Genomic DNA, 24434 nt, shown 5'->3' on the forward strand with positions numbered 1-24434 from the left:
GGTCAAAATCATGGCGCGATTTCTGCTCAAGCGACTCTTCTCCGCCACGCTGACCCTCTTCGCGGTGAGCGTGTTGACCTTCCTGATGTTCTTCGCCCTGCCGCGCGACCCGGTCAGCAGCATCTGCTCGAAGAACTGCAACCCGGAGCGGCTGGAGCGGGTCCGCGACGACCTGGGCCTGAACGACCCGCTGATCAGCCAGTACGCCGGCTACATGAAGGGCATCGTGACCGGTCGGGACCTGGGCAGCGCCCAGGGTGGGCGGTGCGACGCGCCCTGCCTGGGCTGGTCGTACGTCACCAACGAGGCCGTCTCGGACACCATCGCCCGGGTGCTGCCGGTGACGCTGAGCATCGTGATCCCGGCGGCCATCCTCTGGCTGCTGCTCGGCGTGGGGCTCGGCATGGTGTCCGCGCTGCGTCGGGGCACCTGGCTGGACCGGTTGGCGATCGGCTTCTCGCTGACCGGCGCGTCGTTGCAGCTGTACTTCGTGGGCGCGGTGCTGCTGCTGGTGTTCGTCTACAACCTGCGGCTGTTGCCGGTGCCGAGCTACACCTCCCTCTTCGACAACCCGGCGAAGTGGGCCAGCGGGTTGGTGCTGGCCTGGGTGGCGCTGGCCTTCCTCTTCTCGGCCATCTACGCCCGGTTGTCGCGGGCGCAGATGTTGGAGACGCTGTCGGAGGACTTCGTCCGGACCGCGCGGGCCAAGGGCCTGGCCAAACCGAAGGTGTACGGGCGACACGCGCTGCGCGCGGCGATCACCCCGGTGGTGACCATCGCCGGGCTGGACGTGGGCGGGGCGCTGGGCGGGACGGTGATCACCGAGACGACGTTCGGCATCCAGGGTTTGGGGCGTACGGCGGTGGACGCGGTGCGCTCGGGCGACCTGCCGACAATCATGGCCACCGTCCTGATCGCTGCCGTCTTCGTGGTGTTGGCGAACGTTCTGGTGGACCTGCTCTACGCGGCCATCGACCCCCGGGTGCGGCTGCGCTGACCTGTCGATGTCCGGCGTGTGACCGGCGGCTGGGCTGTGGCGAAATTTATCGACAACTGTTACACAACTCGTAGGTTTTCTTCCTTACGATCCTCGGGACGTCGGCGGTTCTCGCCCCCGACGAAACCGCACGGCACATGGTGAAGGGGGTATTCATGAGACCACGCGTGGTGGCTGCCGCAGGCGGCGCGATCGCTCTGGTGGTGGCATTGGGTGCGTGCTCGAAGAACACGGGCGAGGGCACCACTGTCGACACCGAACGGCAGCAGACTGGGGTCATCGCTACCGACCCCAAGGACTCGCAGGGGCCGGCGGCCGAGGTGAGCGGCGCCGCGAAGGGCGGCACCTTCACCATCATCCGGGAGTCGCCGATCTCCCACCTCGACCCGCAGCGGACGTACTCGTTCGCCGGTCTGATGGCCAACCCGCTCTTCGCCCGCTACCTGACCACCTGGAAGGACGACGGCAAGGGTGGCCTGGTCCTGGTGGGCGACCTGGCCGAGACGCCGGGCAAGAACGTCAACAACGACTGCAAGGTCTGGGAATTCACTGTCAAGGACGGGGTGAAGTTCGAGGACGGCCGGCCGATCACCTCCAAGGAGATCGCGTACGGCATCGCCCGCTCCTTCGACCCGGACCTGTCCGGCGGCCCGACCTACATCCAGGAGTGGCTGGCCGACACCCCGCAGTTCGACACCAAGTGGGACTTCAAGAAGAACAAGACGTCGCTGCCGCCCGGCCTGAGCACGCCGGACGCCAAGACGCTGCGCTTCGAGTTCGCCAAGCCCCGCTGTGACCTGCCGTTCGCGGTCTCGCTGCCGACCACCGCGCCGCTGCCGGCCGACAAGGACACCGGCGTCGACCTGGACAAGCAGCCGTTCTCGTCCGGCCCGTACAAGGTCGCCAAGAACCAGGTCGGCGTGCAGATCACCCTGGACCGCAACACCAACTGGGACCCGAACACCGACCCGGTCCGGCACCAGTACCCGGACCAGTTCGTCTGGAGCTTCGGCCCGACCGCGGACGCCGCCAACAACCGGGTGATCGCCGACAACGGCGCCGACCAGAGCGCGCTCGCCTTCAACACGGTGCCCGCCTCGCTGGTCGCCAAGGTGGCCGGGGACGCCACGCTCAAGTCGCGCAGCATCCTCTCGCCGACCCCGAGCGCCAACCAGTTGGTCATCAACAACCAGCGGGTCACCGACCTGAAGGTCCGTCAGGCGCTCAACTACGCCATCGACCGCGAGGGCTTCATCAAGGCGATGGGCGGGCAGACCGTCGCCGCGCCGCTGACCACGCTGATGCCGCCGGCCACCATCGGCTACAAGGCGTACGACGCGTACCCGGCGGGGGCCAACGGCAACGTCGACAAGGCCAAGGAACTGCTCGGCGGGAAGACGCCGGAGCTGGTCCTCGGCGTCGCCGACAACTCCACCGAGCAGCAGCAGGGCGCCCAGCTCAAGGCCAACCTGGAGCGGGCCGGCTTCAAGATCACGCTGCGGAACATCTCCGACGACGCGAAGCTCGACGAGATCAAGAAGAAGAACAACCCCTGGGACCTGTACATCGGTAACTGGGCGGCGGACTGGCCGAGCGGGGCCTCGATCCTGCCGGTGCTCTACGACGGCCGCACCATCAAGGCCGAGGGCAACAGCAACCAGGCCTACTTCAACGACCCGGCGATCAACACCGAGATGGACCGCATCTCGGCGCTGCCCGCGGGCGAGCAGGGCCCCGAGTGGGCCAAGCTCGACGAGCGGATCATGAAGGAGCACGCGCCGGTGGTGCCGCTCTTCGTCGACGTGGCCTACAACGTGCACGGGTCCAAGGCGGGCGGGATCTTCATCTCCAGCGTCTTCGGCTACCCGTCGTTCGTGAACGCGCACGTCAAGCCGTAAGTCACACCGCAAGCCAGAAGGGTCCCCTCCCGACAGCGCCGTCGGGAGGGGATCCTTCTGTCATGGACTGGTATCCGCCCATCGAGCCGTACGACTCCGGGATGCTCAGCGTCGGCCACGGTAATGAGCTCTACTGGGAACTGTGCGGGAACCCCGGCGGCAAACCCGCGCTGTTCCTGCACGGCGGCCCCGGCGGTGGCCTGCTCCCGGACAATCGGCGGTACTTCGACCCGTCCGGCTACCGGATCGTGCTGTTCGACCAGCGAAACTGCGGTCGCAGCCGGCCCTTCGCCGGTGACCCGAAGACGTCACTGGAACACAACACCACACCGCACCTGGTGGCGGACATCGAGCGGCTACGCGAGCACCTGGGGATCGAGCGTTGGCTCGTCTTCGGCGGCAGTTGGGGCAGCACCCTCGGCCTGGCCTACGCGCAGGCCCATCCCGAGCGGGTCACCGAACTCGTGCTCCGTGGCGTGTGGCTGGTTCGCACATCAGACGAGGCGTGGGCGTTCACCCCGACGGGCGCAGCACACCTGTTCCCCGCCGAGTGGGCGGCATTTTGTGCGGCGATCCCCGTGGCGGAACAGGACGACCTCGTCGGCGCGTATGGCCGCCGCATCTCCGACCCCGACCCCGCGGTCCACGGCCCGGCGGCCCGCGCCTGGATGGGCTGGGAGCTTTCGGCCAACACCCTGCTGCCGATGACGCCACCCGGCATCGACGACACCAGCCTGCTGGCGTTCGCCCGCATCACACACCACTACATCAGCAACGGCGGCTTCCTCCCGCCGGAAGGTCTCCTGGCGGGCGTAGACCGCATTCGACACATCCCGACTGTCATCGTGAACGGCCGTTACGACATCAAGACACCGCCGAGCCAAGCCTGGGACCTGCATCGGGTCTGGCCCGAGGCGCAGTTCCACATCGTGGAGGACGCGGGCCACAGCGGCTCCGAACCCGGCACCCGCAGCCTGCTCATCGAAGCCACCACCCAGCTCCTCAAGGGCCGGCGGTGACCGTCCGTCACCTCCATCCGGGCAGATTCGGTGTGGAGCGGTAGACCTCAGAGTCATATTCATACCTCTGAGGTATGCCGCTCAACAGCACATCGACATGGGTGCCAGCCAAGGCGCACGCTGGAGGGTGTGCTCCCGGTGGGGCTCATCGCGCACGCCGTCGAGTTCCACCACGTTGTCCATGCGTTCCAGCCTCGGCGATGGCGGCGGCACGGACATACGTGCCGGGTCGCGGATCGGCAATCAGGAGGCCGGCACTGCGGACGCGCGCAGTGCGTCGGCCAGCCACTCGTACGGGAACCGTTCCGGCGGCGCGCCGTTCACTGTGGAGACCAACTCCATGTACCTGTCGAACGGCCCCTCCTGCTCCGGCGGCGTGCGGTCCCACTCCGCGCCCTTGCGCATCTGGTCGGCGGCCTGGATCCGGAACTCGGGCGTGTCCGGTATCCCGGGGCTGTCCGGCGTCGCGAAGATGCCGGTCAGCCACCCGATCCACTGGTCGGCGATCTCCCGGCCTCTGGGCGAGTCGGGCGGCACCTGCTCGCGCGCCGCGTCCATCACCGGCTGGCCGATCGTGGCGCCCTCCTCAAGGGCGTCCAGCATCGGCGAGGAGGTCATCAGCGGCCCGGCCCCGGTGGTGCACGCCTCGTGCAAGTCACGGCGTACGGCTTGGCGCACCTCGGTGTCCCGGACCAGTTCGGCCAGTTCGATCCACGCCTCCAACTGAGCTGCTGTGGGATGTTCGGGCAGCTCCGGTCGGGCCGCCCGCCACCACTCGACCATCCGCTCCGGCGGCTCCCAGCCGGCGGAGACCTCGGTCCAGAACTCGTCGATCAGCCGGTCGCGTTCCTCGTCCGACATGCCGACCAGTTTGTGCATCAGCGTGACCTGCTCGGCCGTGGAGTCCTGCCGCAGGATGGCCGACAGCACCGCGCGCCGGCTGCGCAGCCGTGCCTCCTGCCGTGCCAGCACTGCCAGGTGGGTGGTGGCCAGCTCGCGCAGCGTCGCCTCGCCGGCCAGCACCCGCCGGATCTCGTCCAGGCCGGCGTCGAGTTCCCGTAACGTCCGGACCAGTTCCAGCCGGGCGATGGCCGACACGTCGTACAGGCGGTGGCCGGCCGGGGTGCTGGCGGCCGGCGTGACGACACCGGCGTCCGCGTAGTACCGGACGGCACTGACGCTCAGGCCGGTCCGCCGGGCGACATCCCCGATGGCGTACAGCTCTTTTCTGTCCACGACGCCCACTATGCGATCTCAAGCGGCTTGAGATACAAGCACTTCATCGAGCTTCCGCGGCGGCGGGTCAGGGGACGATCACCACGCCGCCGCGCACGCCGCCTCGGGTCAGCCGCTCGTGGGCGGCCGCCGCGTCGGCGAAGGGGTACACGTCAGCGACCCGGAGCGGGATATCGCCGCTGGTGACGAGTTTGACCAGTTCGCCCAGCCGGGTTCCGTCCGGTAGCACCTCCAGCGCGACGGTCCGGATTCCGCGCACCGGCTCCGGGCGAAGCGGGGGTGACGCGGCCACGTAGCCGCCGCCGTCCCGAACGAGGTCCAGCAGCGAGGAGCCGATGACCGCCAGGTCGATGACCGCGTCGAACGTCCCCGTCGGATCGTCGTCGCGCGACAGGTACGCCGCACCCAGCGACTCGACGAACGCGCGGTCGTTGGCTCCGGCAAGTCCCGTGGCGTGCAGACCGGCCGCCCGGGCCAACGCCAGAACGAACCCACCGACCTGCCCGGCGGCGCCGGTGACGAGCACTGTCGAACCCGCCGGGAGCGCGAGCAGATCGAGCGCCTGGGCGGCGGCGAGGCCATTGGTCGGCAGGGTCGCCGCCTCGATGGCGGGGACGCCGACGGGCGCGGAGGTCAGCCAGGCGGCGTCGAGGACCACGTACTCCGCGTGGGCGCCGACAGTGGTTTGCAGCCACGGCGAGAAGCCGATGACCTCGTCGCCGATCGTGAACTCCTCGACCGACGGGCCGACCGCGTCGACACTGCCGGCGACGTCCCAACCGGGCGTGTACGGCAGCACGGTCGGCAACGGGGCCGGGAACCGACCGGAGCGGACCATCAGATCGACCGGATGGACAACCGACGCCGCGACCCGCACGCGCACCTGCCCCGGCCCCGGCTCGGGCACCGGCACCTCGGCCACGTGCAGGACTTCCGGCCCTCCGAACTCTGCATAGCTGACTGCGCGCATCGCCGTCTCCTTCGTGGGATTTCGTGATCACCACGACCGTACGAATCTTCGGCACTATGAGAAAGTAGGTACCTTAAAGTGCCTAGGGCACCAAGGAGGAAAAGATGGCGACGTCGACCGCAGCGCAACGCCGCGAACAGGCCAAACGCGACTACGACGCGTTCCTGGAACAGTGCCCGACCCGTGAGCTGCTGAGCAGGCTCACCGACAAGTGGGTCGCCCTGGTGATCCCGGCGCTCGTCAACGGCCCGCAGCGGCACGGCGAGCTCGCCCAGCGCATCGCCGGCGTCAGCCAGAAGATGCTCACCCAGACCCTGCGCACCCTGGAGCGCGACGGCCTGGTCACCCGCACCGTCACCGCCTCGGTACCGGTCCGCGTCGACTACGAGCTCACCCCGCTCGGCCATGAACTGTTCCCGGTCATGATCGCGATCAAGAACTGGGCGGAGACGCACATGGACCGCGTCTTCGAAGCCCGGACCCAATACGACGCACGCCCCTGAGAGTCGGCGGCGCCGATCACGTCGGAGTCGGCCGCGACGTATCCGCCCGGAGTTGCTGGCGTGGGCGGACGGCCCGGGCGTCGCCGGAGATCGGCCGGGCAAGGCCGGTGATGCACCGACGGCTCGCCAGATTGTCGCTGGCGGAGGCTAGGGTCCGCGTCGTGCACGACACCTCGACGGCCCGGCAGGCCGCCCACGCCTACGTTGATCTCTTGGAGCGGCGCGACTGGTCCGGGTTGGCCGCCCTGCTCACCGATGATGTGGTCTACGAGATGCCGCAGACTCGCGAGCGCATTCGCGGCACTGACGCGTTCCTGCGGTTCAACACCGAGTACCCCGGCGACTGGCACCTGCGGCCCCGACGGGTGGTCGCCGACGGCCGTCTCGCTGTCCTGTTGCTCGACGTCCGCGTCGGCGTCGAGCAACAGGACGCGTGCGTCTGGCTTGAGATGTCCGAGCATGGGCTGATCAGCAAGATCATCGACTACTGGCCCGAGTCGTACGATCCGCCACAGGGCCGGGAACACCTCGTGGAACGGTGGTGATTGCGGGCGTCTACAGCAGGTGGGTGCGGAGGAAGTCCAACTCCAGGGGGAGCAGCCGCTCGGCGGTGCCGTTCGCGGCCAGATGGGTGGCCCCGGTCAACGGCAGCACGGCGTGCGGCCGGCCGGTGCTCAGCAGGGCAGCGGAGAGCCGGAGCGTGTGCGCTGCCACCACGTTGTCGTCGGCCATGCCGTGCACCAGCAGCAACGGCCGGGCCTGGTCCGGGCTGGTGACCGGCTCGGCGGCCAACTCGACGAGCGAATGGTGCGCGTAGATGTCCTGGCCGTCTTCCGGCAACCCCAGATAACGCTCGGTGTACGCGGTGTCGTACAGCGCCCAGTCGGTCACCGGGGCACCGGCGATCCCGCACCGGAACAGCTCCGGGTGTCGCAGCACCGCCAACCCGGCCAGCCACCCGCCGAACGACCAACCGCGCACCCCTACCCGGCCCAGGTCCAGGTCCGGGTGCTTGCCGGCGAGCGCGGTGAGGGCGTCGATCTGGTCGGTGAGGATCACGTCGGCGACCCGCCGGTGGATCGCCTTCTCGAACGACGGCGCCACGCCCGGCGTACCCCGGTTGTCGATGGTGACCACCGCGAACCCGGCGTCGGCCCACCACTGCCGCTCCAGCCACGCGGCCCGCGCCGCCACGACCTCCTGGTGCCCCGGGCCGCCGTAGATGTCCAGCAGCACCGGCAGCCGCCGACCCGTCACGTGGTTGTCGGGGTAGAGCACCGCCGCCGGCAGCCGCCGGTCGGTCACTCGTTCCAGCAGTGGCAGCGGAGAGTACGGCGGGGTGGCGGCGAACGAGCGCAGCTTGGCGATCTCCTGATCGCCGCGGCGCACCGTCCAGCGCACCCCGGCGTGATCCAGCGACGCGACGCCGACGGCCAGCACGTCCCCGCCCACAGCGGCGGTGTACCAGCCGGAGTCGGTGGTGAGCCGGCGCGCGTCCACCCCACCGCCGATGGTGGTGCGGACCCGGAACAGGTGCCGCTCGCTCGGCTCGCCGTCGCTCGCCTCCACCAGCAGGTCGGCCGGGCCGGCGGCGGCCGGAAGCCGACCCACCACCCGTCGTACGTACAGCGACGGCGGGGTGAGCAGGGTGCCGTCCGCGAAGAGGCACCGGGCGTCGTACCCGTCGTGGGCCAGCTCCCCACCGACCAGCACCCGGCCGTCCGGCAGGTGCGCGGGGGTGCCGGCGATCGGCTCGACCCAGCGCGGATCGGCCAGCTCGGCGTGCACCTGCGTCTCACCCGTGCGCGGGTCCACCGCCAGCACCAGCCCGTGCTGCTGCGAGCGGCGCAGCACGGTGATCAACGGACTGCCCTCACCCCAGCTGACCCCGGTCAGGTACGGGTAGGTCTCCCGGTCCCAGTGCACGTCGACCCAGCCGTCGTCCAGGTCCAGCAGGTGCAGGCTGACCTCCGCGTTCGGGCCACCGGCCCGGGGGTACGCGACGGCGGTCGGCGGGCTCGCCGGCTCGGCCGGGTCGTGCAGGTGCCACCGCTCCAGGCGGGACTCGTCGACCCGGGCGGCGAGCACCGAACGGCTGTCCGGCGCCCACCAGTACCCCCGGAACCGCCCGAACTCCTCCGCCGCGATGTGCTCGGCCAACCCCCAGCTCACCCCGGCGTCCTCGCCGGCCAGCAGGGTGTCGGTGCCGTCAGGGTCGATCACCCGCAGCTCACCCCGGCGCACACCCTCGGCGGCGTCCGTCACGTACGCCAGCCGCTGCCCGCTCGGGTCCGGGCGGGGGTCCAGCACCGGGCCGACGGCCGCCACCTCCACCACGTCGCCGTGCACCAGATCGGCCCGGAACAACCGCCCGGCCAGCGCGAACACCGCAACCCGACCGGCCGCGTCCAACGCGTACGAGCCGATGCCGGCGGCGCTGAGCCGCAGCCGCTCGCGGAGCGCGCGTTCGCCGGGGGAGAGGGAGCGGACATCCCCGCCCTCGCCCAGCAGGGTGGCCGGGTCGGCGACCAGCCGCTCCTCGCCGGTGGCCACGTCCAACAGCCAGAGCGCGTCCGCCGGATCCTCGGGGCCGGCGGAGCGCAGGAAGATCACCCGGGAGCCGTCCTCAGCCACCGAGACAGCGCGTGGCGCGCCGTGGCTGAACCGGCGGGTGCGGGCGGCCAGCTCCGGAAAGTCCACAGCCCAAATCGTAGAGCGGGAGCGGGGGTGATGTGGCCGACCTGGGCGGACGCGTCAGCGTCGGCTGGGGGAGAACCGCCAGTTAGAGTGACCGTCGTGACGATGCTGCCCGACCGCCGCCTGCTGCTGGTCCACGCGCACCCCGACGACGAGTCGATCGGCACCGGCTCGACGATGGCCCACTACGCCGCCGACGGCGCGCACGTCACGCTGGTGACCTGCACACTCGGCGAGGAGGGCGAAATCCACGTGCCCGCGCTGGCGCAGCTCGCCGCCGCCGAGGCCGACCAGCTCGGCGGATACCGCGTGGCCGAGCTGGCCGCCGCGTGCACCGCGCTCGGCGTCAGCGACCACCGTTTCCTCGGCGGCGCCGGCCGCTACCGCGACTCCGGGATGATGGGGCTCGCGACAAACGAGCACCCCCGGGCGTTCTGGCAGGCCGACCTCGACGAGGCCGCCGGGCACCTTGTGGAGATCTTGCGAGAGGTACGCCCGCAGGTGCTCGTCACGTACGACCCGAACGGCTTCTACGGCCACCCCGACCATATCCAGGCGCACCGGGTGGCCATGCGCGCCGTCGAGTTGGCCACCGCCGAGGGCTGCGCCCCGCTCAAGGTCTACTGGACGGCCATGCCGCTCAGCGTCCTGGAGGCCGGCATGACGCACTTCGCCGAGTCGTCCGACAACCCGTTCAGCGGCATCGAGGACATCGCCGACCTGCCCTTCGGCACCCCAGACGCCCAGATCGCCGCCCGGATCGACGGCACCGACCAGCACACGGCCAAGGAGGCCGCGATGCGGGCGCACGCCACCCAGATCCCGGCCAACTCGTGGCTCTACTTGATCGCCGGCAACTTCGGTGGCGAGTTCATGGGCGTGGAGTTCTTCACCCTCGCGGTCGGTGAGAAGGGCCCGGGCACCGGGCCGTACGGCTGGGAGGACGACCTCTTCGCCGGCCTGCCCGCGGAGACCGCCCCGGACCGGTCCCCGGTCGCGGCGGCGGGTCTCCGGTGACGGTGCCGGCCGCACCGATGACGGTCGTGGAGGACCAGGAAGCCCCGCCCCCGGCGGGGCCACCGCCGCGACTGCTGGACCTGGGCGTCCGACTGGTCGGTGGGATCGTCGTGGTCCTCGCCGGTGTGCTGACCGGCGTACTGGAGCTGCTGCTCGCCACGCTCCGCGTCGGCGGGCAACTGGTGGGCGTGTCGGTGCTCCTCGCCATCGGTGCCAACATCCTGCTGAGCTGGTTCGCGTACGAGGCGGTGGGCCGTCGCTGGGCGGTGGCGCTGCCGGCGGTGCCGTGGTTCGCGCTGATGGCGGTCGCCGCCATCCGGACCAACGAGGGCGACCTGCTGCTGGCCGGCGACAACTGGGTCGGGCTGGCCATGATCGTGGCCGGCGCGATGACCTTCACGGTGATGGGCTTCCGGCAGATCCTCGCCCCGCAGCCGCCCATGCTCGGCAGCTGACGCCGGGCTGGTTCTGGTTGCTGCCGGGTGATGACGGCTCCCAGGTAAGGGTGGTAGATATTCCTGCCAGGGATGCGAACCCCGCGACGGGGCGTACGGCAGGAGGGTCCGGCGATGGACAAGCGGTGGCGTGACCTCGGGGTGCTCGTAGCAGCGCTGTTCGCGGTCAACGTGGTCGCCCGACTGATCACCCGGTTCGGCTTCGACGGTGACGAGACCGCCGCCGACCGGGTGTCGCTGGCGATGTTCACGGTGATTGGCCTGATCCTCGCCGTGGTCGCCTTCCGCTGGGGCCGACGCCGGCCGCTGGCGGGCTGGGCCGCCGACATGGCCCTCGTGGTGCCGGTGGCGATGCTGCTGACCGTGCTGGTCGGGCCCCTGCTGGTCGGTCACAACCCGTTCGCCGGCGGCGCGGCGACGTTCTTCGCTCAGATCTGGCTCTACCTGCTCGCCACCGGCGCCGGGTTGCTGATCGGCTACCTGGTGCTCACCGCGCTCGGCCGTGACTACCGCTCCCAGCAGCTCAAGCGGTACGCGGAGGTCAAGGCCGCGAAGCCTCGCCGCGTCGTCCGCCGCTGATCACCGCACAGCCTGGCCGTCCCGACGTCTTGATCGACTCGGCTTCCTTGAAGTCGGGGGGTCCCGGGCGCCTGGATGCCGCGACTTCCTGAAAGCCGAGTCGATCAAGCACCCGGCCGCCGCGCCCCGCCGCCGCGCGAGTCAGTTCGGGGCGACCCGGGTCAGGTAGGTGTGGTGGGTGGCGAGGCCGAGCCGCTGGTAGAGCGCGACCGCCGCCGTGTTGCGCTGCTCGACCTGGAGAAACGCGTGCGTCGCGCCGGCCGACACGCCCCAGCTGGCCAGTTCGTGGATCACGCGGCGGGCCAACCCCTGACGGCGGGCCGCCGGTAGGACCTCGATCAGGCTGAGGCCCAACCAGCGCCCCTGGCCGGTCACCGTGGCGCGGCCGACGGCCACCAGGGCGTTGTCGGCGTACACGTGGGCGAAGCGGACCTGGTCCACGGCGGTGAGGACGTGCCGGGCAGCGTCCGGCAGGCCGCCCTTGCGGCCGGCGGCGATGGCCAGCCACTCGTCGCTGGGCGCGGTGGCCAGCTCGACGACCGCACTGCCCCACCCGTCGGCCTGGCCGCCGGCGGGCGTCGGCGCCGGCAGGGGCAGCGGCGCGGTCTGCACCAGCGTCGGCGGGCGGGTGCCCCAGCCGCGGGCGTCCAGCTCGGCGCCGACCGGAGCGGCGAGGGGTAGTGGCGTGTTGATCAACGCGGGTTGCCCCAGCTCGGCGTACCAGCGCTCCACCGCGTCGACTGCGGCGGCCAGTGGTCGGTCCGGGTCGCCGATCGGCAGCGCCGAGTTGGCGCGCCCGGTCCAGCCCTCGGCCGACCGGAGCAGCCAGTCACCGAGTCGGCCCCGGGTCGGTGCCGGCCAGGCCTCGTCGGCGGCCCGCTCCAGCGCCACGACCGCCGCTGCGGTCGGCCGACGGGTCGGCGGAACGCGCTTGGCGCGGTGGACCTGCGCCACCGGCACCCGGAGCGGCCCCTGAGCGGTGGCCAGCGTGAGATGAGTCTCGCTCAGCTCGACCAGCTCGCCGAGGGCATCGGAAAATTGCGGGCGGCCTTCGCGAATCCCCACAATCCGGCGGACCACGATTCGGTGTCCCACATCCTGCTGTCGGAGCACGATCGACCCCCTCCCCGGCGAGATACTAGGCTCTTACCGTCGCGGGAGATCGCGGCGAGTCTTGCGGAGGAGAAGACCGGTGACCTACATCATCGCCGAGCCGTGCGTAGATGTGCTCGACAAGGCATGCATCGAGGAGTGCCCGGTCGACTGCATTTACGAGGGCAATCGGATGCTCTACATCCACCCCGACGAGTGCGTCGACTGTGGTGCCTGTGAGCCCGTCTGCCCCGTGGAGGCGATCTTCTACGAGGACGACGTCCCGGAGCAGTGGAAGGACTACACCGGCGCGAACTACGAGTTCTTCGAGGACCTGGGCTCGCCCGGTGGCGCCTCGAAGGTCGGCAAGGTGGAGAAGGACGCCACCTTCGTCGCCGCGCAGCCGCCGCGCGGCGAGGGCCACTGAACCGGCCCGCGCCGGTCTCGTCGCGGCTGCCCGAGTTCACCTGGGACACCCTGGACGCCGCGGCCACGTTGGCCGCGGCGCATCCGGAGGGCCTGATCAACCTTTCCATGGGTACGCCTGTCGACCCGGTGCCCGAGGTGATCCGGCGGGCGTTGGCTGACGCGTCCGATGCTCCCGGTTACCCGCTCACCGCCGGCACGCCGGCGTTGCGGGCCGCAATCGCGGCGTGGGTGTCCCGAACCTGTGGCGCCGGCGTCGACGGTCTCGGTGTGCTGCCGACCATCGGCTCGAAGGAGCTGGTGGCCTGGCTGCCCACGCTGCTCGGCATCGCCCCGGGTGACGTGGTGGTGGTGCCGTCGATCGCGTACCCCACCTACGAGGACGGCGCCCGGCTGGCCGGCGCCACAGTCGTTCGTACCGACTCGCTCACCTCGCTCGGGCCGACCCCGCGGGTCCGGTTGGTCTGGGTCAACTCGCCCGGCAACCCGACCGGCCGGGTGTTGCCAGCGGCGCACCTGCGCAAGGTGGTCGACTGGGCCCGCGAACGTGGCGCGGTGGTCGCGAGCGACGAGTGCTACCTGCCCCTGGGCTGGTCGGCCGAGCCCGTCTCGGTGTTGTCTCCGCAGGTCAGCGGGGGCAGCTACGCCGGGGTGCTGGCGGTGCACTCACTCAGCAAGCGGTCCAACCTCGCCGGCTACCGGGCCGGCTTCGTCGCCGGCGACCCGGCGCTCGTCGCCGAGCTGCTCAAGGTCCGCAAGCACGCCGGCATGATCGTGCCCGCGCCGGTGCAGGCGGCCATGGTGGCCGCGCTGGAGGACGAGCGACACGCCGAGGAACAGCGGGAGCGTTACCGCGCCCGGCGGGAGGTGCTCGCCGCGGCGTTCACCGGTGCCGGGTTCACCGTCGAGCACTCCGAGGCGGGCCTGTACCTCTGGCTGACCAGGGGTGAGGACTGCTGGCAGACGGTCGACTGGCTGGCCCGACGCGGCATCCTGGTCGCCGCCGGCGTCTTCTACGGCCCCACGGCCGCGCAGCATGTCCGGGTCGCGCTGACCGAGTCCGACGAGCACATCGCCGGCGTCGCGGCGCGCCTCGCCTGATTGCGGTCCGGGCGGTCGAGCATGGTGGACAGGTCAGGCGCGCGGGTGCGGGCGGCGGTCGTCGGCACCGGCCTGATCGGTGGCTCGGTGCTGCTCCGGATGGTCGCCGCCGGCATCGACGTGGTCGGGTGGGACCCGGACGAGGCCACCCGGCGGGAGACCCGCCGGGTGGGCGTACCCGCGCCGGACCGCCTGGTCGAGGCGGTGGCCGACCGGGACGTGGTCTTCCTGTGCGGGCCGTTGCCGACCCTCCCGGCGACGCTGGTCGAGGTGGCGGCGATGACCGGTGAGCGTTGTGTGCTGACCGACGTCGGTAGCACCAAGGAGCACGTGGCGGCGTTCGCCGCCGCGCAGGGGCTGACGCACCGTTTCGTGCCCGGCCACCCCATGGCGGGCACCGACCGGGCCGGTTTGACGGCCGCCCTGCCCGACCTGCTCACCGGCGCGGCCTGGGTGCTCTGTCCGGCGCCGGGAACGGCCACCACCGCGTTCCGTTGGCTGGCCGAGCTGCTGGTGGAGGTCTTCGAGGCCCGGGTGGTGCCGATGTCCGCCACGGAGCACGACTCGGCCGCCGCGCTCGCCTCACACGTGCCGCACCTGCTCGCCGGCGCGCTGGCCGGCGCCGTGCAACGCGCACCGCTGCGCGACGCGATCCTCGCGCTCGCCGCCGGCAGCTTCTCCGACGGCACCCGGGTCGCCGGGACCCCGGCCGATCGGACCGCCAACATGCTGCTCGGCAATCGGGACCGGGTGCTGCGTGAGCTGGCCGAGGTCACCGCGTTCCTGGACGACCTGACCGCCGCGCTGCGCGCCGACGACGCCCCGGCGCTCACGGCCCGCTACGACGAGGCGCGGGCCTCCCGGGTGGCGCTGCGCGACCGGCGGTTCGACGCGTACGACCGGCAGTTCCCGGCCGGTGGTGACCACGCCGCAGAGGTGTCCTGGTTGCGCGAGCTGGGGGTGGCCGGCGGCTACCTCACCGGCCTGCACGCCGACGCGGACACCGTCTCCTACGCGGCGCTGCGCCCCGTCGCTGACTAGGCTGAGGGGCATGGTGGTGGACGGTCCGGTGGTGCAGGTGCGCGGCGAGGCGTACCGGGAGGTGCCTCCCGAGCTGGCCCGGTTCGCGGTCACCGCGACAGCCCGCGACCGGGACCGGGAGGCGACGCTGACCCGGTTGGCCGAGCGGGCTGCGGCGGTCCGGGTGCTGCTGGACGGCTCCGGGCCGGCGGTGGCGCGGCGGGAGACCGGCGACCTGCGGGTGCGGCCGGAGACCCGGCGTTCGGGTGAGCGGGTGGTCGCCTGGCACGGCAGTGTCACCACCACCGTCACCGTCACCGACTTCACCGCGCTGGGTGAGCTGATGCTCCGGCTCGCCGACCAGGACCAGGTCGAGGTGGCCGGCCCGTGGTGGGAGCTTCGTCCGGACAGCCCCGCCCATCGTGCGGCCCGGCACGCCGCGATCAGCGACGCGCTGTTGCGGGCCCGGGAGTACGCGGAGGCGCTGGGCGCCCGGGTCACCTCGTTGATCGAGCTGGCCGACGCGGGCCCCGCCGACCGGCCGATGTTCGCCCGTGCGGCCTTCGCCGGGGGTGGTGGCGCGGGCGGTGGTCCGCCGGAGCTTGAGCTGGACCCGCAGCTGCAGACGGTGCAGGCCGCGGTGCAGGCGCGGTTCACGATCAGCGACCCGGTTCTGGGCTGATGCCGCCGGCCCGGGTGCTGTCCGCCGACGAGTTGGTGGCGCGGGCGTTGGTGCTCGCCGAGGCCGGCCCGCGACAACTGCTCGGCATCGCCGGCGCACCGGGCGCCGGGAAGTCCACCCTGGCGGAGCGGATCGTCGCCGAGGTCGGGTCGGCCGCCCGCCTGGTGCCGATGGACGGCTTCCACCTGGCGCAGTCGCAACTGGTTCGCCTGGGCCGCGCCGACCGCAAGGGCGCCGTGGACACCTTCGACGCCAACGGGTACGTCTCGCTGCTGCGCCGGCTGCACCGGTTGGAGCCGACGTCGGTCTACGCGCCGGAGTTCCGCCGGGAGCTGGAGGAGCCGGTGGCTGGCGCGATCGAGGTGCCGCCGTCGGTCCGGCTGGTGGTGACCGAGGGCAACTATCTGCTGTTGCCGGATTTCCCCTGGCAGGAGATTCGACCACTGCTGCACGAGGCGTGGTTTCTCGACCTGGACGCGGAGGTGCGGCACCGCCGGCTGACCGCCCGGCACGAGGCGTTCGGTCGGTCTCCGGAGCAGGCGCGGGCGTGGGCGCTGGGCAGCGACGAGTCGAACGCCGCCCTGATCACCCCCACCGCCGACCGCGCCGACCTGGTGGTCCGCCTGTCGGATCCGCCGACGGTCTAGCCGAGTTCGCGGACCGGCCGGGCCGGGTTGCCGACGGCCACCACGTTGGCGGGCAGGTCCCGGGTGACCACCGCGCCCGCGCCGACGACGGTGTCCGCGCCGATCGTCACGCCGGCCAGCACGATCGCGCCACCGCCGAGCCACACGTTGTCACCAATGGTGATCGGCTTGGCCGCCTCCCACTTGTCCCGTCGCGGGCCGGGCTCGACCGGATGCGTCGGGGTGAGTAGCTGCACGTTGGGGCCGACCTGGACGTCCGCGCCGAGGGTGATCGGAGCGACGTCGAGGAAGACAGCGTTGTAGTTGACGAAGCTGCGCGGGCCGATCCGGATCTGCCAGCCGTAGTCGCAGTAGAACGGTGGGCGGATCCAGGTGTCCTCGCCCAGTTCGCCGAGGAGTTCACGCAGTGCCGCGATCCGGGCCTGTGGATCGGCCGCGGGACTCGTGTTGAAGCGCTCCATCAGCCGGGCGGCCCGGTCCAGGTCGGCGATGATGTCGGGATCGTCGGCGATGTATGGCTCGCCGGCGAGCATCTTGTCCTTCATGGAGGTCACCGCCCGATCATGCCGGCCCGGTTCGTCGGCTCGTGGCAGGTCCGTCACTTTTCGGCCTTCTTTTTGCATACTCGGTATGCAATTCTGGGTTGTCAATGTGACTCCATCCATCAAGACGCTTGACCAGGAGGATCCGTTGCACCAGGGAAGAAGATCGGCCGCCCTCGGCCTCGTGTTCGCGCTGGCGCTCTCCGCGCCGGCTCCCGCCTCAGCCGCACCCGCCGTGCCCGCCCCACCGGTCGGCACCGGCCCACAGTCCACTCCGGGTGGACCCATCGCCAACCGCTCGGCCACCGTCACGCTGATCACCGGTGACCGGGTCACCGTCACCACGTCCGGCGCCTCGGTCCGGCCCGGCGCCGGCCGCGAGGACGTGCAGTTCCTGGTCCAGCGCGAGCGCGGACGCCTCACCGTGACGCCGACGGACGCGGTGCCGTTGCTGCGCTCCGGTCGGGTGGACCGGCGACTCTTCGACGTCACCGGGCTGGTCGAGGCGGGTTACGACGACGCCCACCGCAACACCCTGCCGCTGCTGGTGGCGTACGGCCCGACGGGTACCGCCCGGCGTGCCTCGGCCGCCCTGCCCGGCACGCGGCTGACCCGCGACCTGCCGGTGATCCGCGGTGCCGCCCTGAGCAGCGACAAGTCCTCCCTCGGCGCGGTCTGGGAAACTGTCGCAACCGGTCCCGCTGGGGCCCGGCTCGACGCGGCGGGGGACGTCGAGCGGATCTGGCTGGACGGCCGTCGACGGGTGACCCTCGACCACAGCGTGCCGCAGATCGGTGCGCCAGCCGCCTGGGCGGCCGGGTTCACCGGCACGGGAGTGTCCGTCGCGGTGCTGGACACCGGCGTCGACGCTACCCACCCGGACCTGGCCGGCAAGGTGGCCGAGGCGCGCAACTTCACGGAGGTCCCCGACGCTCGGGACACTGTCGGTCACGGCACCCACGTGGCGTCGACCATCGCCGGCACCGGCGCCGCCTCCGGCGGCAAGTACCGGGGTGTGGCGCCGGACGCGACGCTGCTGGACGGCAAGGTCTGTGAGGACGCCGGCTGCAGCGACTCGGCGATCCTCGCCGGCATGCAGTGGGCCGCTGTGGAGAAGAAGGCCGCCGTGGTCAACATGAGCCTCAGCGGCTGGGACACCCCGGAAGTCGACCCGATCGAGGAGGCTGTGCAGACCCTGACCGCGCAGACCGGCACGCTGTTCGTCCTCGCCGCCGGCAACGACGGCTCGGACGGCTCGGTCGGCTCCCCGGCCAGCGCCGACGCCGGGCTCGCCGTCGGTGCGGTGGACCGCGACGACGAGTTGGCCGAGTTCTCCAGCCGGGGCCCGCGGGTCGGCGACGACGCGCTGAAGCCGGACATCACCGCGCCCGGCGTCGACATCGTCGCCGCACGGTCCGCCAACGGCGTCATCGGCGACCCGGTGGGGGACCGCTACGTCACCCTCTCCGGCACCTCGATGGCCACCCCGCACGTGGCCGGTTCGGCCGCGCTGCTGGCCCAGCAGCACCCGGGATGGCGGGCCGACCGGCTCAAGGCCACCCTGATGGCCGCCGCCAAGCCACACCCGGACCAGACCGCCTACCAGCAGGGCGCCGGGCGGGTCGACGTCGCACACGCGATCACCCAGCAGCTCACGTCCGACCCGGTCAGCGTCTCGTTCGGACGTACGCTCTGGCCGCACGCTGACGACGCCCCGATCACCCGTACGGTGACCTGGCGCAACGATGGTCCGGCACCGGTCACCGTGGACCTGAGCATCGAGGGTGCCGGCCCCGGCGGTCGGGCGCTGCCGGCCGGCCTCTTCCAGTTGGGCGCCAGCCAACTCACACTGCCGGCGGGCGGCACGGCCGCCACGACAGTCACCACTGACACCCGGCTCGGCGACGCCGACGGGTACTGGACCGGGCGGATAGTGGCCCGGTCCGGTGCGGCGGTCGCTGTCACCCCGCTGGCCGTGAACCGGGAGGTGGAGAGCTACACGCTCACAGTGGAGCACCTGAACCGGGCCGGCGCGCGCACCGCTGACCACTGGACCCTCCTGGTCGGGACGGACACCTTCGGCTTCTGGGACCTCGTCAGTTCCGACGGGGTGGCCACCGTGCGGGTGCCCAAGGGGCACTACGGCCTCAGCGGCCTCGTCTTCGAGCCCGGTCCGGAGGATGAGCAGCCCGGGATGTCCATGTTGATGCAGCCCGAACTGACCATCGAGCGGGACACCCGGATCGTCGTGGACGCCCGCCGGGCCAAGCCGGTGCGGACGACAGTGCCGGACCGGGACGCCGTCCCGCAACTGATCGACGTCAGCGGCAACTTCACCGCCGACGACGGCAGTGCGTACGGCGTCGGGCTCTGGGCGGAGACGTTCACCGGCCTGACCAGCGGTCAGATCGGCAAGCCGGTCTCCGCCGACAAGTTCGTCGCCACAGTCAGCAGCAACTGGACCAAGCCGGATTCGGCCAACAGCCCGTACCTGTACGCGTTGGCCGAGGCGATCCCTGGCCGGATGCCCACGGGGTTCGTCCGCGACTACGCCCGACGGGACCTGGCTACGGTCGTGCACCAGTTTCGGGGTGGCTACCCGGGCATGGCCGCTGAGCGGCTCGTGCTTCCCGAGTTGGAGTACAACGTCGGCTACTCGGCCGTGATCCTGCCCACCGTCGTGCCCGGTCAGCGGGTCGAGTACTACAACACCAAGGGCGTGAAGTGGGAATCCGAGGTCCTCTTCGGAACGGTGGACGAGGAAGGGTGGTTGATTCCGAAGGCAGCGCTCTTCTCCACCCCCACCGCGTACCGGGCCGGGCGGACGGTGCAGGAGATCTGGAATCAGGCGCCGTACGGGCCGTCCTTCCCGAAGCCACGCTGGCCGCACCAGAGCGTCAGCCGGGTCGGCGACATCATCATGGTTGACATGCCGATGTTCAGCGACGCGGCCGGGCACCCGGGCGGCTCGCTGAGCGACAGTGAGCACACCAAGCTCTGGCGTGACGGCAAGCTGGCCGGCGAGAGCGAGTACGCCGGCTACGGCGAGTTCACGGTGCCGCCGGGCGCGGCGGACTACCGGCTCGTCACGTCGTCGAAGCGAAGCTTCACCGACCTGAGCACCGCTGTGGAGTCCAGCTGGACCTTCCGGTCCAGGCACGTCGCCGGTGAGACGCCGGCCCGACTGCCGCTGTCGGCGGTGCGCTTCGCGCCGCCGCTGCGGGTGGACAACAGCGCGCCGGCCGGGCAGGGCTTCGTCGTACCGGTCCGGGTGCAACGGCAGCCGGGCGCGCCGGCCGCCCGGGTGGACAAGCTCACCGTCGACGTCTCGTACGACGGCGGGAAGACCTGGAGCAAGGCGAAGCTGGTACGCACCTCTGCCGACGGCTGGTCGGCACTGTTGCGGCATCCGGCCGGCCCCGGCCACGTGTCGCTGCGGGCCACCGCTCGGGACACCGCCGGCAACACGGTGACCCAACGGATCATCCAGGCGTACCGGTTGCGCTGAGGCGTACCCCGTCCGGGTCCGCGGCCGAACGCCGCGGACCCGGCGGGTCCGTCAGTCGTTGGCGTGCAGGGCGGCGTTCAGCTCGATGCCCCGGCCGGTGCGCGGCCGGGCCTCCAGCCCGCCGGTGACCGAGTTGCGCCAGAACAGCAGGCCGTCGACGCCGGACAGCTCCCGGGCCTTGACCACCCGGCCGTCGGGGAGCGTGATCTTCGACGCGGCGGTGATGTAGCAGCCGGCCTCGACCACGCAGTCGTCGCCGAGCGAGATCCCGACGCCGGCGTTCGCGCCGACCAGACTCCGCTCACCGATGCTGATCTTGTCGGTGCCGCCGCCGGAGAGGGTGCCCATGATGGAGGCCCCGCCGCCGATGTCGGAGCCGTCGCCGACCAGCACGCCCTGCACGATCCGCCCCTCGACCATCGAGGTGCCGACGGTGCCGGCGTTGAAGTTCACGAAGCCCTCGTGCATCACGGTCGTGCCGGCGGCCAGGTGCGCGCCGAGGCGGACCCGATCGGCGTCGGCGATCCGCACACCGGAGGGCACCACGTAGTCGGTCATCCGGGGGAACTTGTCGACCCCGTACACCGCCAGGTGCCGACCGGCGGCCCGCTCGATCACCCGCAGCTCGTCCACCCGCTCCGGGGGGCACGGCCCGGCGGACGTCCAGGCCACGTTGGCCAGCTTGCCGAAGATGCCGTCCAGGTTGAGCTGGTTGGGTCGCACCAGGCGGTGCGAGAGCAGATGCAAACGGAGGTACGCGTCGGACGCGTCCTTGATCGGGTCGTCCAGCGAGCCGATCACCGTGACCACCTGCACGGTACGCAGACCGGGCAGGGACCGGTCACCGAGCGCGGCCGGCGGCAGGTCGAGCACGTCCGCCTTGTCCTCGCCGGCGACCAGCGGCAGCTCGCCCAGGCCCAGCTTGCCGGTCGGGTACCAGGTATCGAGCACCTGCTCGTCTGCGGTGACCGTAGCCAGGCCGATGCCCCAGGCGGAATCTGCGGACGTCACTGTTACACCTCTCGGTCACTGCCGGGCCGACCTCGGCTCGCTCCTCGCGCTGACAGACCTGAAGGTACCGTGCGAACCATGGAGAACCCGCTGACCCCCGAGGTCCTCGCCGATCCGGTGCAGCTGACCCGCGCTCTGGTCGACATAGAGTCCGTGTCCCTCAACGAGAAGGCGATCGCCGACTGTGTCGAGGAGGTGCTGCGGGGCGTACCGCACCTCACCACCCACCGGCACGGCAACACGGTGATGGCACGTACCGACCTCGGTCGGTCGCAGCGTGTCGTGCTGGCCGGGCACCTCGACACGGTGCCGTTGAACAACAACTTCCCGTCGACCATGCGCGGCGACCTGATGTACGGCTGTGGCACCTCCGACATGAAGTCCGGCACCGCGTACGCGCTGCACCTGGCGGTGACGCTGCCCGAGCCGCGCTACGACGTGACGTACTTCTTCTACGAGGCCGAGGAGATCGAGTCCCGGTACAACGGGCTCAACCTCGTCGCCCAGGCGTTCCCGGAGTGGTTGCAGGCGGACTTCGCGGTGCTGCTGGAGCCGACGTACGGCATCGTCGAGGCGGGCTGCCAGGGCACCATGCGCTCGGTGGTCACCACGACCGGCGTACGCGCCCACTCGGCGCGCTCCTGGCACGGGGTCAACGCCATCCACGCCGCGGGCGAGGTGCTGCGACGCCTCCAGACGTACGAGGCGCGCCGGGTCACCATTGACGGCTGCGACTACCGCGAGGGCATGAACGCGGTGCGGATCAACGGTGGGGTGGCCGGCAACGTGGTTCCCGACCTCTGTGAGGTCGAGGTCAACTACCGGTTCGCCCCGGACCGCACCCCGGCCGAGGCGGAGGCGCACCTGCGTGAGGTGTTCGCCGGCTTCGAGGTGACAGTCACCGACACGGCTGCCGGTGCCGCGCCAGGGCTCGACGCGGCCCCCGCGAAGGAGTTCCTGGCGGCGGTCGGCGCCGCGCCGATCGGCAAGCTGGGCTGGACGGACGTGGCCCGGTTCGCGGCGATGGGCATTCCCGCGTTGAACTTCGGCCCGGGCGACCCGAACCTCGCCCACCACCCCGACGAGCACGTCGAGATCAGCAAGATCCGCGACGGCGCGGCAACCCTGCACCGCTGGCTGGCCCCGGCCTGACCCTGGTCGCCCCGTCGCGTCCGGTCGCCCCGGTGATCAAGAGGTTTGCGTCAGCCTGGCCCGTTGTCGGCGACGCAAACCTCTTGATCGGCTCCGGAGGGAGTGGGGGAGGTGGGGATCGGGTTCTGCTGGCGGGTGCGGCGGCGTTCGGCCACCACGTCTCGGATCCGTCGCTGCATCTGGCGACGGATCCGGATCATCTCGTTGTTACTGATCACGCTGTCTCCTCCCCCGAAGGCGCGCGCCGGGGCATACCCGGTATGTGAATAGTAAGACGTACGGGAGCGCCGAATAGTTGCCCATGATCCCGAACAATTTCTCGGCGTCCCCGCCCCGCGCACCCGGCCGGTGCTGCTCCACTACGGTTGCCCCATGAGCCAGAACAACGGGCGGGAGGCCGGTCGCGGTCCGGGACAGGAGCGGCATCGCGGTGCGGTCACCCTGCGCAGAGGGTCGATCCCGAGCAGCACCGCCGACCAGCGACTGCTGGATTCACGGGGGCGGGGCGACTGGAAGACCAAGGACGCCTGGCGCGCGCTGCGCATCCTCGCCGAGTTCGTCGAGGGTTTCGACACCCTCGCCGACGTGCCGTCCGCGGTCAGCGTCTTCGGCTCCGCGCGCAGCGCGCCGGACAGCGCCGAGTGCCGGTTGGCCGAGCAGTTGGGCGGTGCGCTGGCCCGAGCCGGCTACGCGGTGATCACCGGAGGTGGGCCCGGCGTGATGGAGGCCGCCAACCGGGGCGCCAGCGAGGCCGGTGGGCTCTCCGTGGGTCTCGGCATCGAGCTTCCGTTCGAGCAGGGCATCAACGACTGGGTCGACCTGGCCATCGACTTCCGCTACTTCTTCGCCCGCAAGACGATGTTCGTCAAGTACGCCCAGGCGTTCGTCGTGCTGCCCGGCGGGTTCGGCACCATGGACGAGTTGTTCGAGGCGCTCACCCTGGTGCAGACCGGCAAGGTCACCCGGTTCCCGGTGGTGCTCATGGGTGTCGCCTACTGGCAGGGCCTACTGAACTGGCTGCGCGACACGATGGCCGCTACCGGCAAAATCGGGCCGGTCGACCTGGACCTGATCTGCCTCACCGACGACGTCAACGAGGCGGTCCGGTACATCGTCGAATCGGAGGCAGCGCTCTCCGCCGAGCAGGAGGCGGTCCGCGAGGAAGCCGTCGCGCGCACCGGCGCAGACCAGCAGGCCGCAGCCGAGCAGGCTCGGGACCACGACTGATGGCGGCGATCTGCGTCTTCTGTGCCTCCTCTCGTACCCTCGATCAGCGCTGGTTGGACCTGGCCGCCGAGACCGGCGCGGAGCTGGCCCGGCGCGGGCACACGCTGGTCAGCGGTGGTGGCTGCGTCGGCATGATGGGCGCACTGGCGGACGGCGCCCGATCCGCCGGTGGGCGCACCGTCGGCGTGATCCCGCAGTCGCTGGTCGACCTGGAGGTCGCCGACCTGGCCTCGGACGAGCTGCTGGTGACCGACTCGATGGCCAGCCGCAAGACCCTGATGATCGAAAAGTCGGATGCCTTCCTCACCCTGCCCGGCGGGCTGGGCACCCTGGACGAGTTGTTCGAGGTCTGGACCACCGCCACCCTCGCCCTGCACACCAAGCCGATGGTGCTGATCGACACCGACGGGTTCTACCGCCCCCTGCTGGACTGGCTCGACGCGCTGGCCGACCAGACCTTCCTCAAGCCCGCCGGCCGCGACCTCCTGACGGTCACCACCACCGTCACCGAGGCCCTCGACGTCCTGGAATCCCACCTGACCTGACCACCCACCCCCACCCCACCCCGGGTGAGCCTCGGTGATCATGGGGTTGGCGTGGCCGCCATCGGCGTGTCGCGCAGCTAACCTCATGATCGACGGGGGTGGATGGGGTG

Annotated in this window: 24 protein-coding genes; 17 read left to right on the plus strand and 7 right to left on the minus strand. The window is 71.2% G+C overall.

Going from position 1 to position 24434, the window contains the following annotated elements:
- The first annotated feature begins 10 nt into the window (after positions 1–10).
- The 3 genes from OG598_RS31475 to pip all read left to right on the plus strand — a co-directional run bounded on the left by OG598_RS31475 (position 11) and on the right by pip (position 3914).
- Positions 11–997, plus strand: a complete 987-nt coding sequence (locus tag OG598_RS31475) for an ABC transporter permease (protein ID WP_328652225.1) — start codon at positions 11–13, stop codon at positions 995–997.
- A gap of 155 nt (positions 998–1152) precedes the next feature.
- Complete coding sequence (locus OG598_RS31480) at positions 1153–2895, plus strand: ABC transporter substrate-binding protein (protein ID WP_328652226.1); 1743 nt, start codon at positions 1153–1155, stop codon at positions 2893–2895.
- Positions 2896–2957: 62 nt separating this feature from the next.
- Positions 2958–3914, plus strand: coding sequence for a prolyl aminopeptidase (gene pip, locus OG598_RS31485; protein ID WP_328652227.1), 957 nt, complete (start codon positions 2958–2960; stop codon positions 3912–3914).
- Positions 3915–4157: 243 nt separating this feature from the next.
- On the opposite strand, the gene OG598_RS31490 is transcribed toward pip, so the two are convergent.
- A complete protein-coding gene (locus tag OG598_RS31490; protein ID WP_328652228.1) occupies positions 4158–5150 on the minus strand; it encodes a MerR family transcriptional regulator in 993 nt (330 codons plus the stop codon).
- 67 nt (positions 5151–5217) lie between these two features.
- Positions 5218–6120 carry an NADP-dependent oxidoreductase gene (locus OG598_RS31495; RefSeq protein WP_328652229.1) on the minus strand — a complete coding sequence of 301 codons (903 nt, stop codon included), beginning with the start codon at positions 6118–6120 and terminating at the stop codon, positions 5218–5220.
- 104 nt (positions 6121–6224) lie between these two features.
- Here OG598_RS31495 and OG598_RS31500 point away from each other — a divergent pair, with 104 nt between their 5' ends.
- Both OG598_RS31500 and OG598_RS31505 read left to right on the plus strand, forming a co-directional pair.
- Positions 6225–6623 carry a winged helix-turn-helix transcriptional regulator gene (locus OG598_RS31500; protein ID WP_112730873.1) on the plus strand — a complete coding sequence of 133 codons (399 nt, stop codon included), beginning with the start codon at positions 6225–6227 and terminating at the stop codon, positions 6621–6623.
- Between the two features lie 110 nt (positions 6624–6733).
- Positions 6734–7168: a nuclear transport factor 2 family protein gene (locus OG598_RS31505; RefSeq protein ID WP_442931421.1), complete on the plus strand. Its 435-nt coding sequence runs from the start codon at positions 6734–6736 to the stop codon at positions 7166–7168.
- Between the two features lie 10 nt (positions 7169–7178).
- On the opposite strand, the gene OG598_RS31510 is transcribed toward OG598_RS31505, so the two are convergent.
- Positions 7179–9323, minus strand: coding sequence for a prolyl oligopeptidase family serine peptidase (locus tag OG598_RS31510; RefSeq protein ID WP_328652230.1), 2145 nt, complete (start codon positions 9321–9323; stop codon positions 7179–7181).
- Positions 9324–9410: 87 nt separating this feature from the next.
- On the opposite strand from OG598_RS31510, the gene mshB reads away from it, so the two are divergent.
- The 3 genes from mshB (at position 9411) to OG598_RS31525 (ending at position 11371) form a co-directional block, all read left to right on the plus strand.
- Positions 9411–10337: an N-acetyl-1-D-myo-inositol-2-amino-2-deoxy-alpha-D-glucopyranoside deacetylase gene (gene mshB, locus OG598_RS31515; protein WP_328652231.1), complete on the plus strand. Its 927-nt coding sequence runs from the start codon at positions 9411–9413 to the stop codon at positions 10335–10337.
- Positions 10338–10354: 17 nt separating this feature from the next.
- Positions 10355–10792 (plus strand): hypothetical protein, encoded by a 438-nt coding sequence (locus tag OG598_RS31520; RefSeq protein ID WP_328652232.1) that lies wholly within the window; start codon positions 10355–10357, stop codon positions 10790–10792.
- Between the two features lie 114 nt (positions 10793–10906).
- Positions 10907–11371, plus strand: a complete 465-nt coding sequence (locus OG598_RS31525; RefSeq protein ID WP_328655489.1) for a hypothetical protein — start codon at positions 10907–10909, stop codon at positions 11369–11371.
- Positions 11372–11512: 141 nt separating this feature from the next.
- Here OG598_RS31525 and OG598_RS31530 read toward each other — a convergent pair whose 3' ends face one another.
- Positions 11513–12484, minus strand: a complete 972-nt coding sequence (locus tag OG598_RS31530; protein WP_328652233.1) for a GNAT family N-acetyltransferase — start codon at positions 12482–12484, stop codon at positions 11513–11515.
- A 79-nt stretch (positions 12485–12563) separates the two neighbouring features.
- Here OG598_RS31530 and fdxA point away from each other — a divergent pair, with 79 nt between their 5' ends.
- Genes fdxA through OG598_RS31555 form a run of 5 tightly spaced genes read left to right on the plus strand, consistent with a single transcriptional unit; the run spans position 12564 to position 16339 of the window.
- Entirely contained in the window at positions 12564–12890 is a 327-nt protein-coding gene (gene fdxA / locus OG598_RS31535) for a ferredoxin (protein ID WP_030490464.1), read from the plus strand.
- Complete coding sequence (gene dapC / locus OG598_RS31540; protein ID WP_328655490.1) at positions 12887–13990, plus strand: succinyldiaminopimelate transaminase; 1104 nt, start codon at positions 12887–12889, stop codon at positions 13988–13990. The genes fdxA and dapC overlap by 4 nt, the downstream gene beginning before the upstream one ends.
- Positions 13991–14011: 21 nt before the next feature.
- Positions 14012–15031 carry a prephenate dehydrogenase gene (locus OG598_RS31545; RefSeq protein ID WP_328652234.1) on the plus strand — a complete coding sequence of 340 codons (1020 nt, stop codon included), beginning with the start codon at positions 14012–14014 and terminating at the stop codon, positions 15029–15031.
- Between the two features lie 13 nt (positions 15032–15044).
- Complete coding sequence (locus tag OG598_RS31550; RefSeq protein ID WP_328655491.1) at positions 15045–15692, plus strand: SIMPL domain-containing protein; 648 nt, start codon at positions 15045–15047, stop codon at positions 15690–15692.
- A complete protein-coding gene (locus OG598_RS31555; RefSeq protein ID WP_328652235.1) occupies positions 15692–16339 on the plus strand; it encodes a nucleoside/nucleotide kinase family protein in 648 nt (215 codons plus the stop codon). The genes OG598_RS31550 and OG598_RS31555 overlap by 1 nt, the downstream gene beginning before the upstream one ends.
- Here the strand turns inward: OG598_RS31555 and OG598_RS31560 are convergent.
- Positions 16336–16893, minus strand: a complete 558-nt coding sequence (locus OG598_RS31560) for a sugar O-acetyltransferase (protein WP_328652236.1) — start codon at positions 16891–16893, stop codon at positions 16336–16338. The two genes, OG598_RS31555 and OG598_RS31560, sit on opposite strands and share 4 nt — an antisense overlap.
- 76 nt (positions 16894–16969) lie before the next feature.
- Here OG598_RS31560 and OG598_RS31565 point away from each other — a divergent pair, with 76 nt between their 5' ends.
- A complete protein-coding gene (locus OG598_RS31565) occupies positions 16970–20389 on the plus strand; it encodes a S8 family serine peptidase (RefSeq protein ID WP_328652237.1) in 3420 nt (1139 codons plus the stop codon).
- Positions 20390–20440: 51 nt separating this feature from the next.
- On the opposite strand, the gene dapD is transcribed toward OG598_RS31565, so the two are convergent.
- The gene (dapD, locus tag OG598_RS31570; RefSeq protein WP_091406183.1) at positions 20441–21400 is read right to left on the minus strand and encodes a 2,3,4,5-tetrahydropyridine-2,6-dicarboxylate N-succinyltransferase; all 960 of its coding nucleotides are present in this window, start codon (positions 21398–21400) and stop codon (positions 20441–20443) included.
- A gap of 78 nt (positions 21401–21478) precedes the next feature.
- Between dapD and dapE the strand changes: the two genes are divergently transcribed.
- Positions 21479–22552, plus strand: a complete 1074-nt coding sequence (dapE, locus tag OG598_RS31575) for a succinyl-diaminopimelate desuccinylase (protein WP_091406181.1) — start codon at positions 21479–21481, stop codon at positions 22550–22552.
- A 50-nt stretch (positions 22553–22602) separates the two neighbouring features.
- Here the strand turns inward: dapE and OG598_RS31580 are convergent, their stop codons facing one another.
- On the minus strand, positions 22603–22770 hold the full coding sequence (locus OG598_RS31580) for a hypothetical protein (RefSeq protein ID WP_210785896.1): 168 nt from the start codon (positions 22768–22770) through the stop codon (positions 22603–22605).
- A 154-nt stretch (positions 22771–22924) separates the two neighbouring features.
- Here OG598_RS31580 and OG598_RS31585 point away from each other — a divergent pair, with 154 nt between their 5' ends.
- Together OG598_RS31585 and OG598_RS31590 are read left to right on the plus strand one after the other, a co-directional pair.
- The gene (locus tag OG598_RS31585; protein ID WP_328652238.1) at positions 22925–23779 is read left to right on the plus strand and encodes a TIGR00730 family Rossman fold protein; all 855 of its coding nucleotides are present in this window, start codon (positions 22925–22927) and stop codon (positions 23777–23779) included.
- On the plus strand, positions 23779–24324 hold the full coding sequence (locus OG598_RS31590) for a TIGR00730 family Rossman fold protein (protein WP_328652239.1): 546 nt from the start codon (positions 23779–23781) through the stop codon (positions 24322–24324). The genes OG598_RS31585 and OG598_RS31590 overlap by 1 nt, the downstream gene beginning before the upstream one ends.
- Positions 24325–24434 lie beyond the last annotated feature (110 nt).

This window comes from Micromonospora sp. NBC_00330, from assembly GCF_036136635.1.
Lineage (GTDB): Bacteria > Actinomycetota > Actinomycetes > Mycobacteriales > Micromonosporaceae > Micromonospora > Micromonospora salmantinae.

What these genes read in the sequence shown, in the direction of transcription:
- OG598_RS31495 (WP_328652229.1), bottom strand. Translation starts at nt 6,120, where the DNA reads ATGCGCGCAGTCAGCTATGCAGAGTTCGGAGGGCCGGAAGTCCTGCAC.
- OG598_RS31525 (WP_328655489.1), top strand. Translation starts at nt 10,907, where the DNA reads ATGGACAAGCGGTGGCGTGACCTCGGGGTGCTCGTAGCAGCGCTGTTC.
- OG598_RS31590 (WP_328652239.1), top strand. Translation starts at nt 23,779, where the DNA reads ATGGCGGCGATCTGCGTCTTCTGTGCCTCCTCTCGTACCCTCGATCAG.
- dapE (WP_091406181.1), top strand. Translation starts at nt 21,479, where the DNA reads ATGGAGAACCCGCTGACCCCCGAGGTCCTCGCCGATCCGGTGCAGCTG.
- OG598_RS31545 (WP_328652234.1), top strand. Translation starts at nt 14,012, where the DNA reads ATGGTGGACAGGTCAGGCGCGCGGGTGCGGGCGGCGGTCGTCGGCACC.
- OG598_RS31500 (WP_112730873.1), top strand. Translation starts at nt 6,225, where the DNA reads ATGGCGACGTCGACCGCAGCGCAACGCCGCGAACAGGCCAAACGCGAC.
- pip (WP_328652227.1), top strand. Translation starts at nt 2,958, where the DNA reads ATGGACTGGTATCCGCCCATCGAGCCGTACGACTCCGGGATGCTCAGC.
- OG598_RS31480 (WP_328652226.1), top strand. Translation starts at nt 1,153, where the DNA reads ATGAGACCACGCGTGGTGGCTGCCGCAGGCGGCGCGATCGCTCTGGTG.
- OG598_RS31520 (WP_328652232.1), top strand. Translation starts at nt 10,355, where the DNA reads ATGACGGTCGTGGAGGACCAGGAAGCCCCGCCCCCGGCGGGGCCACCG.
- OG598_RS31565 (WP_328652237.1), top strand. Translation starts at nt 16,970, where the DNA reads ATGCAATTCTGGGTTGTCAATGTGACTCCATCCATCAAGACGCTTGAC.
- OG598_RS31555 (WP_328652235.1), top strand. Translation starts at nt 15,692, where the DNA reads ATGCCGCCGGCCCGGGTGCTGTCCGCCGACGAGTTGGTGGCGCGGGCG.
- OG598_RS31585 (WP_328652238.1), top strand. Translation starts at nt 22,925, where the DNA reads ATGAGCCAGAACAACGGGCGGGAGGCCGGTCGCGGTCCGGGACAGGAG.
- OG598_RS31505 (WP_442931421.1), top strand. Translation starts at nt 6,734, where the DNA reads ATGCACCGACGGCTCGCCAGATTGTCGCTGGCGGAGGCTAGGGTCCGC.
- OG598_RS31475 (WP_328652225.1), top strand. Translation starts at nt 11, where the DNA reads ATGGCGCGATTTCTGCTCAAGCGACTCTTCTCCGCCACGCTGACCCTC.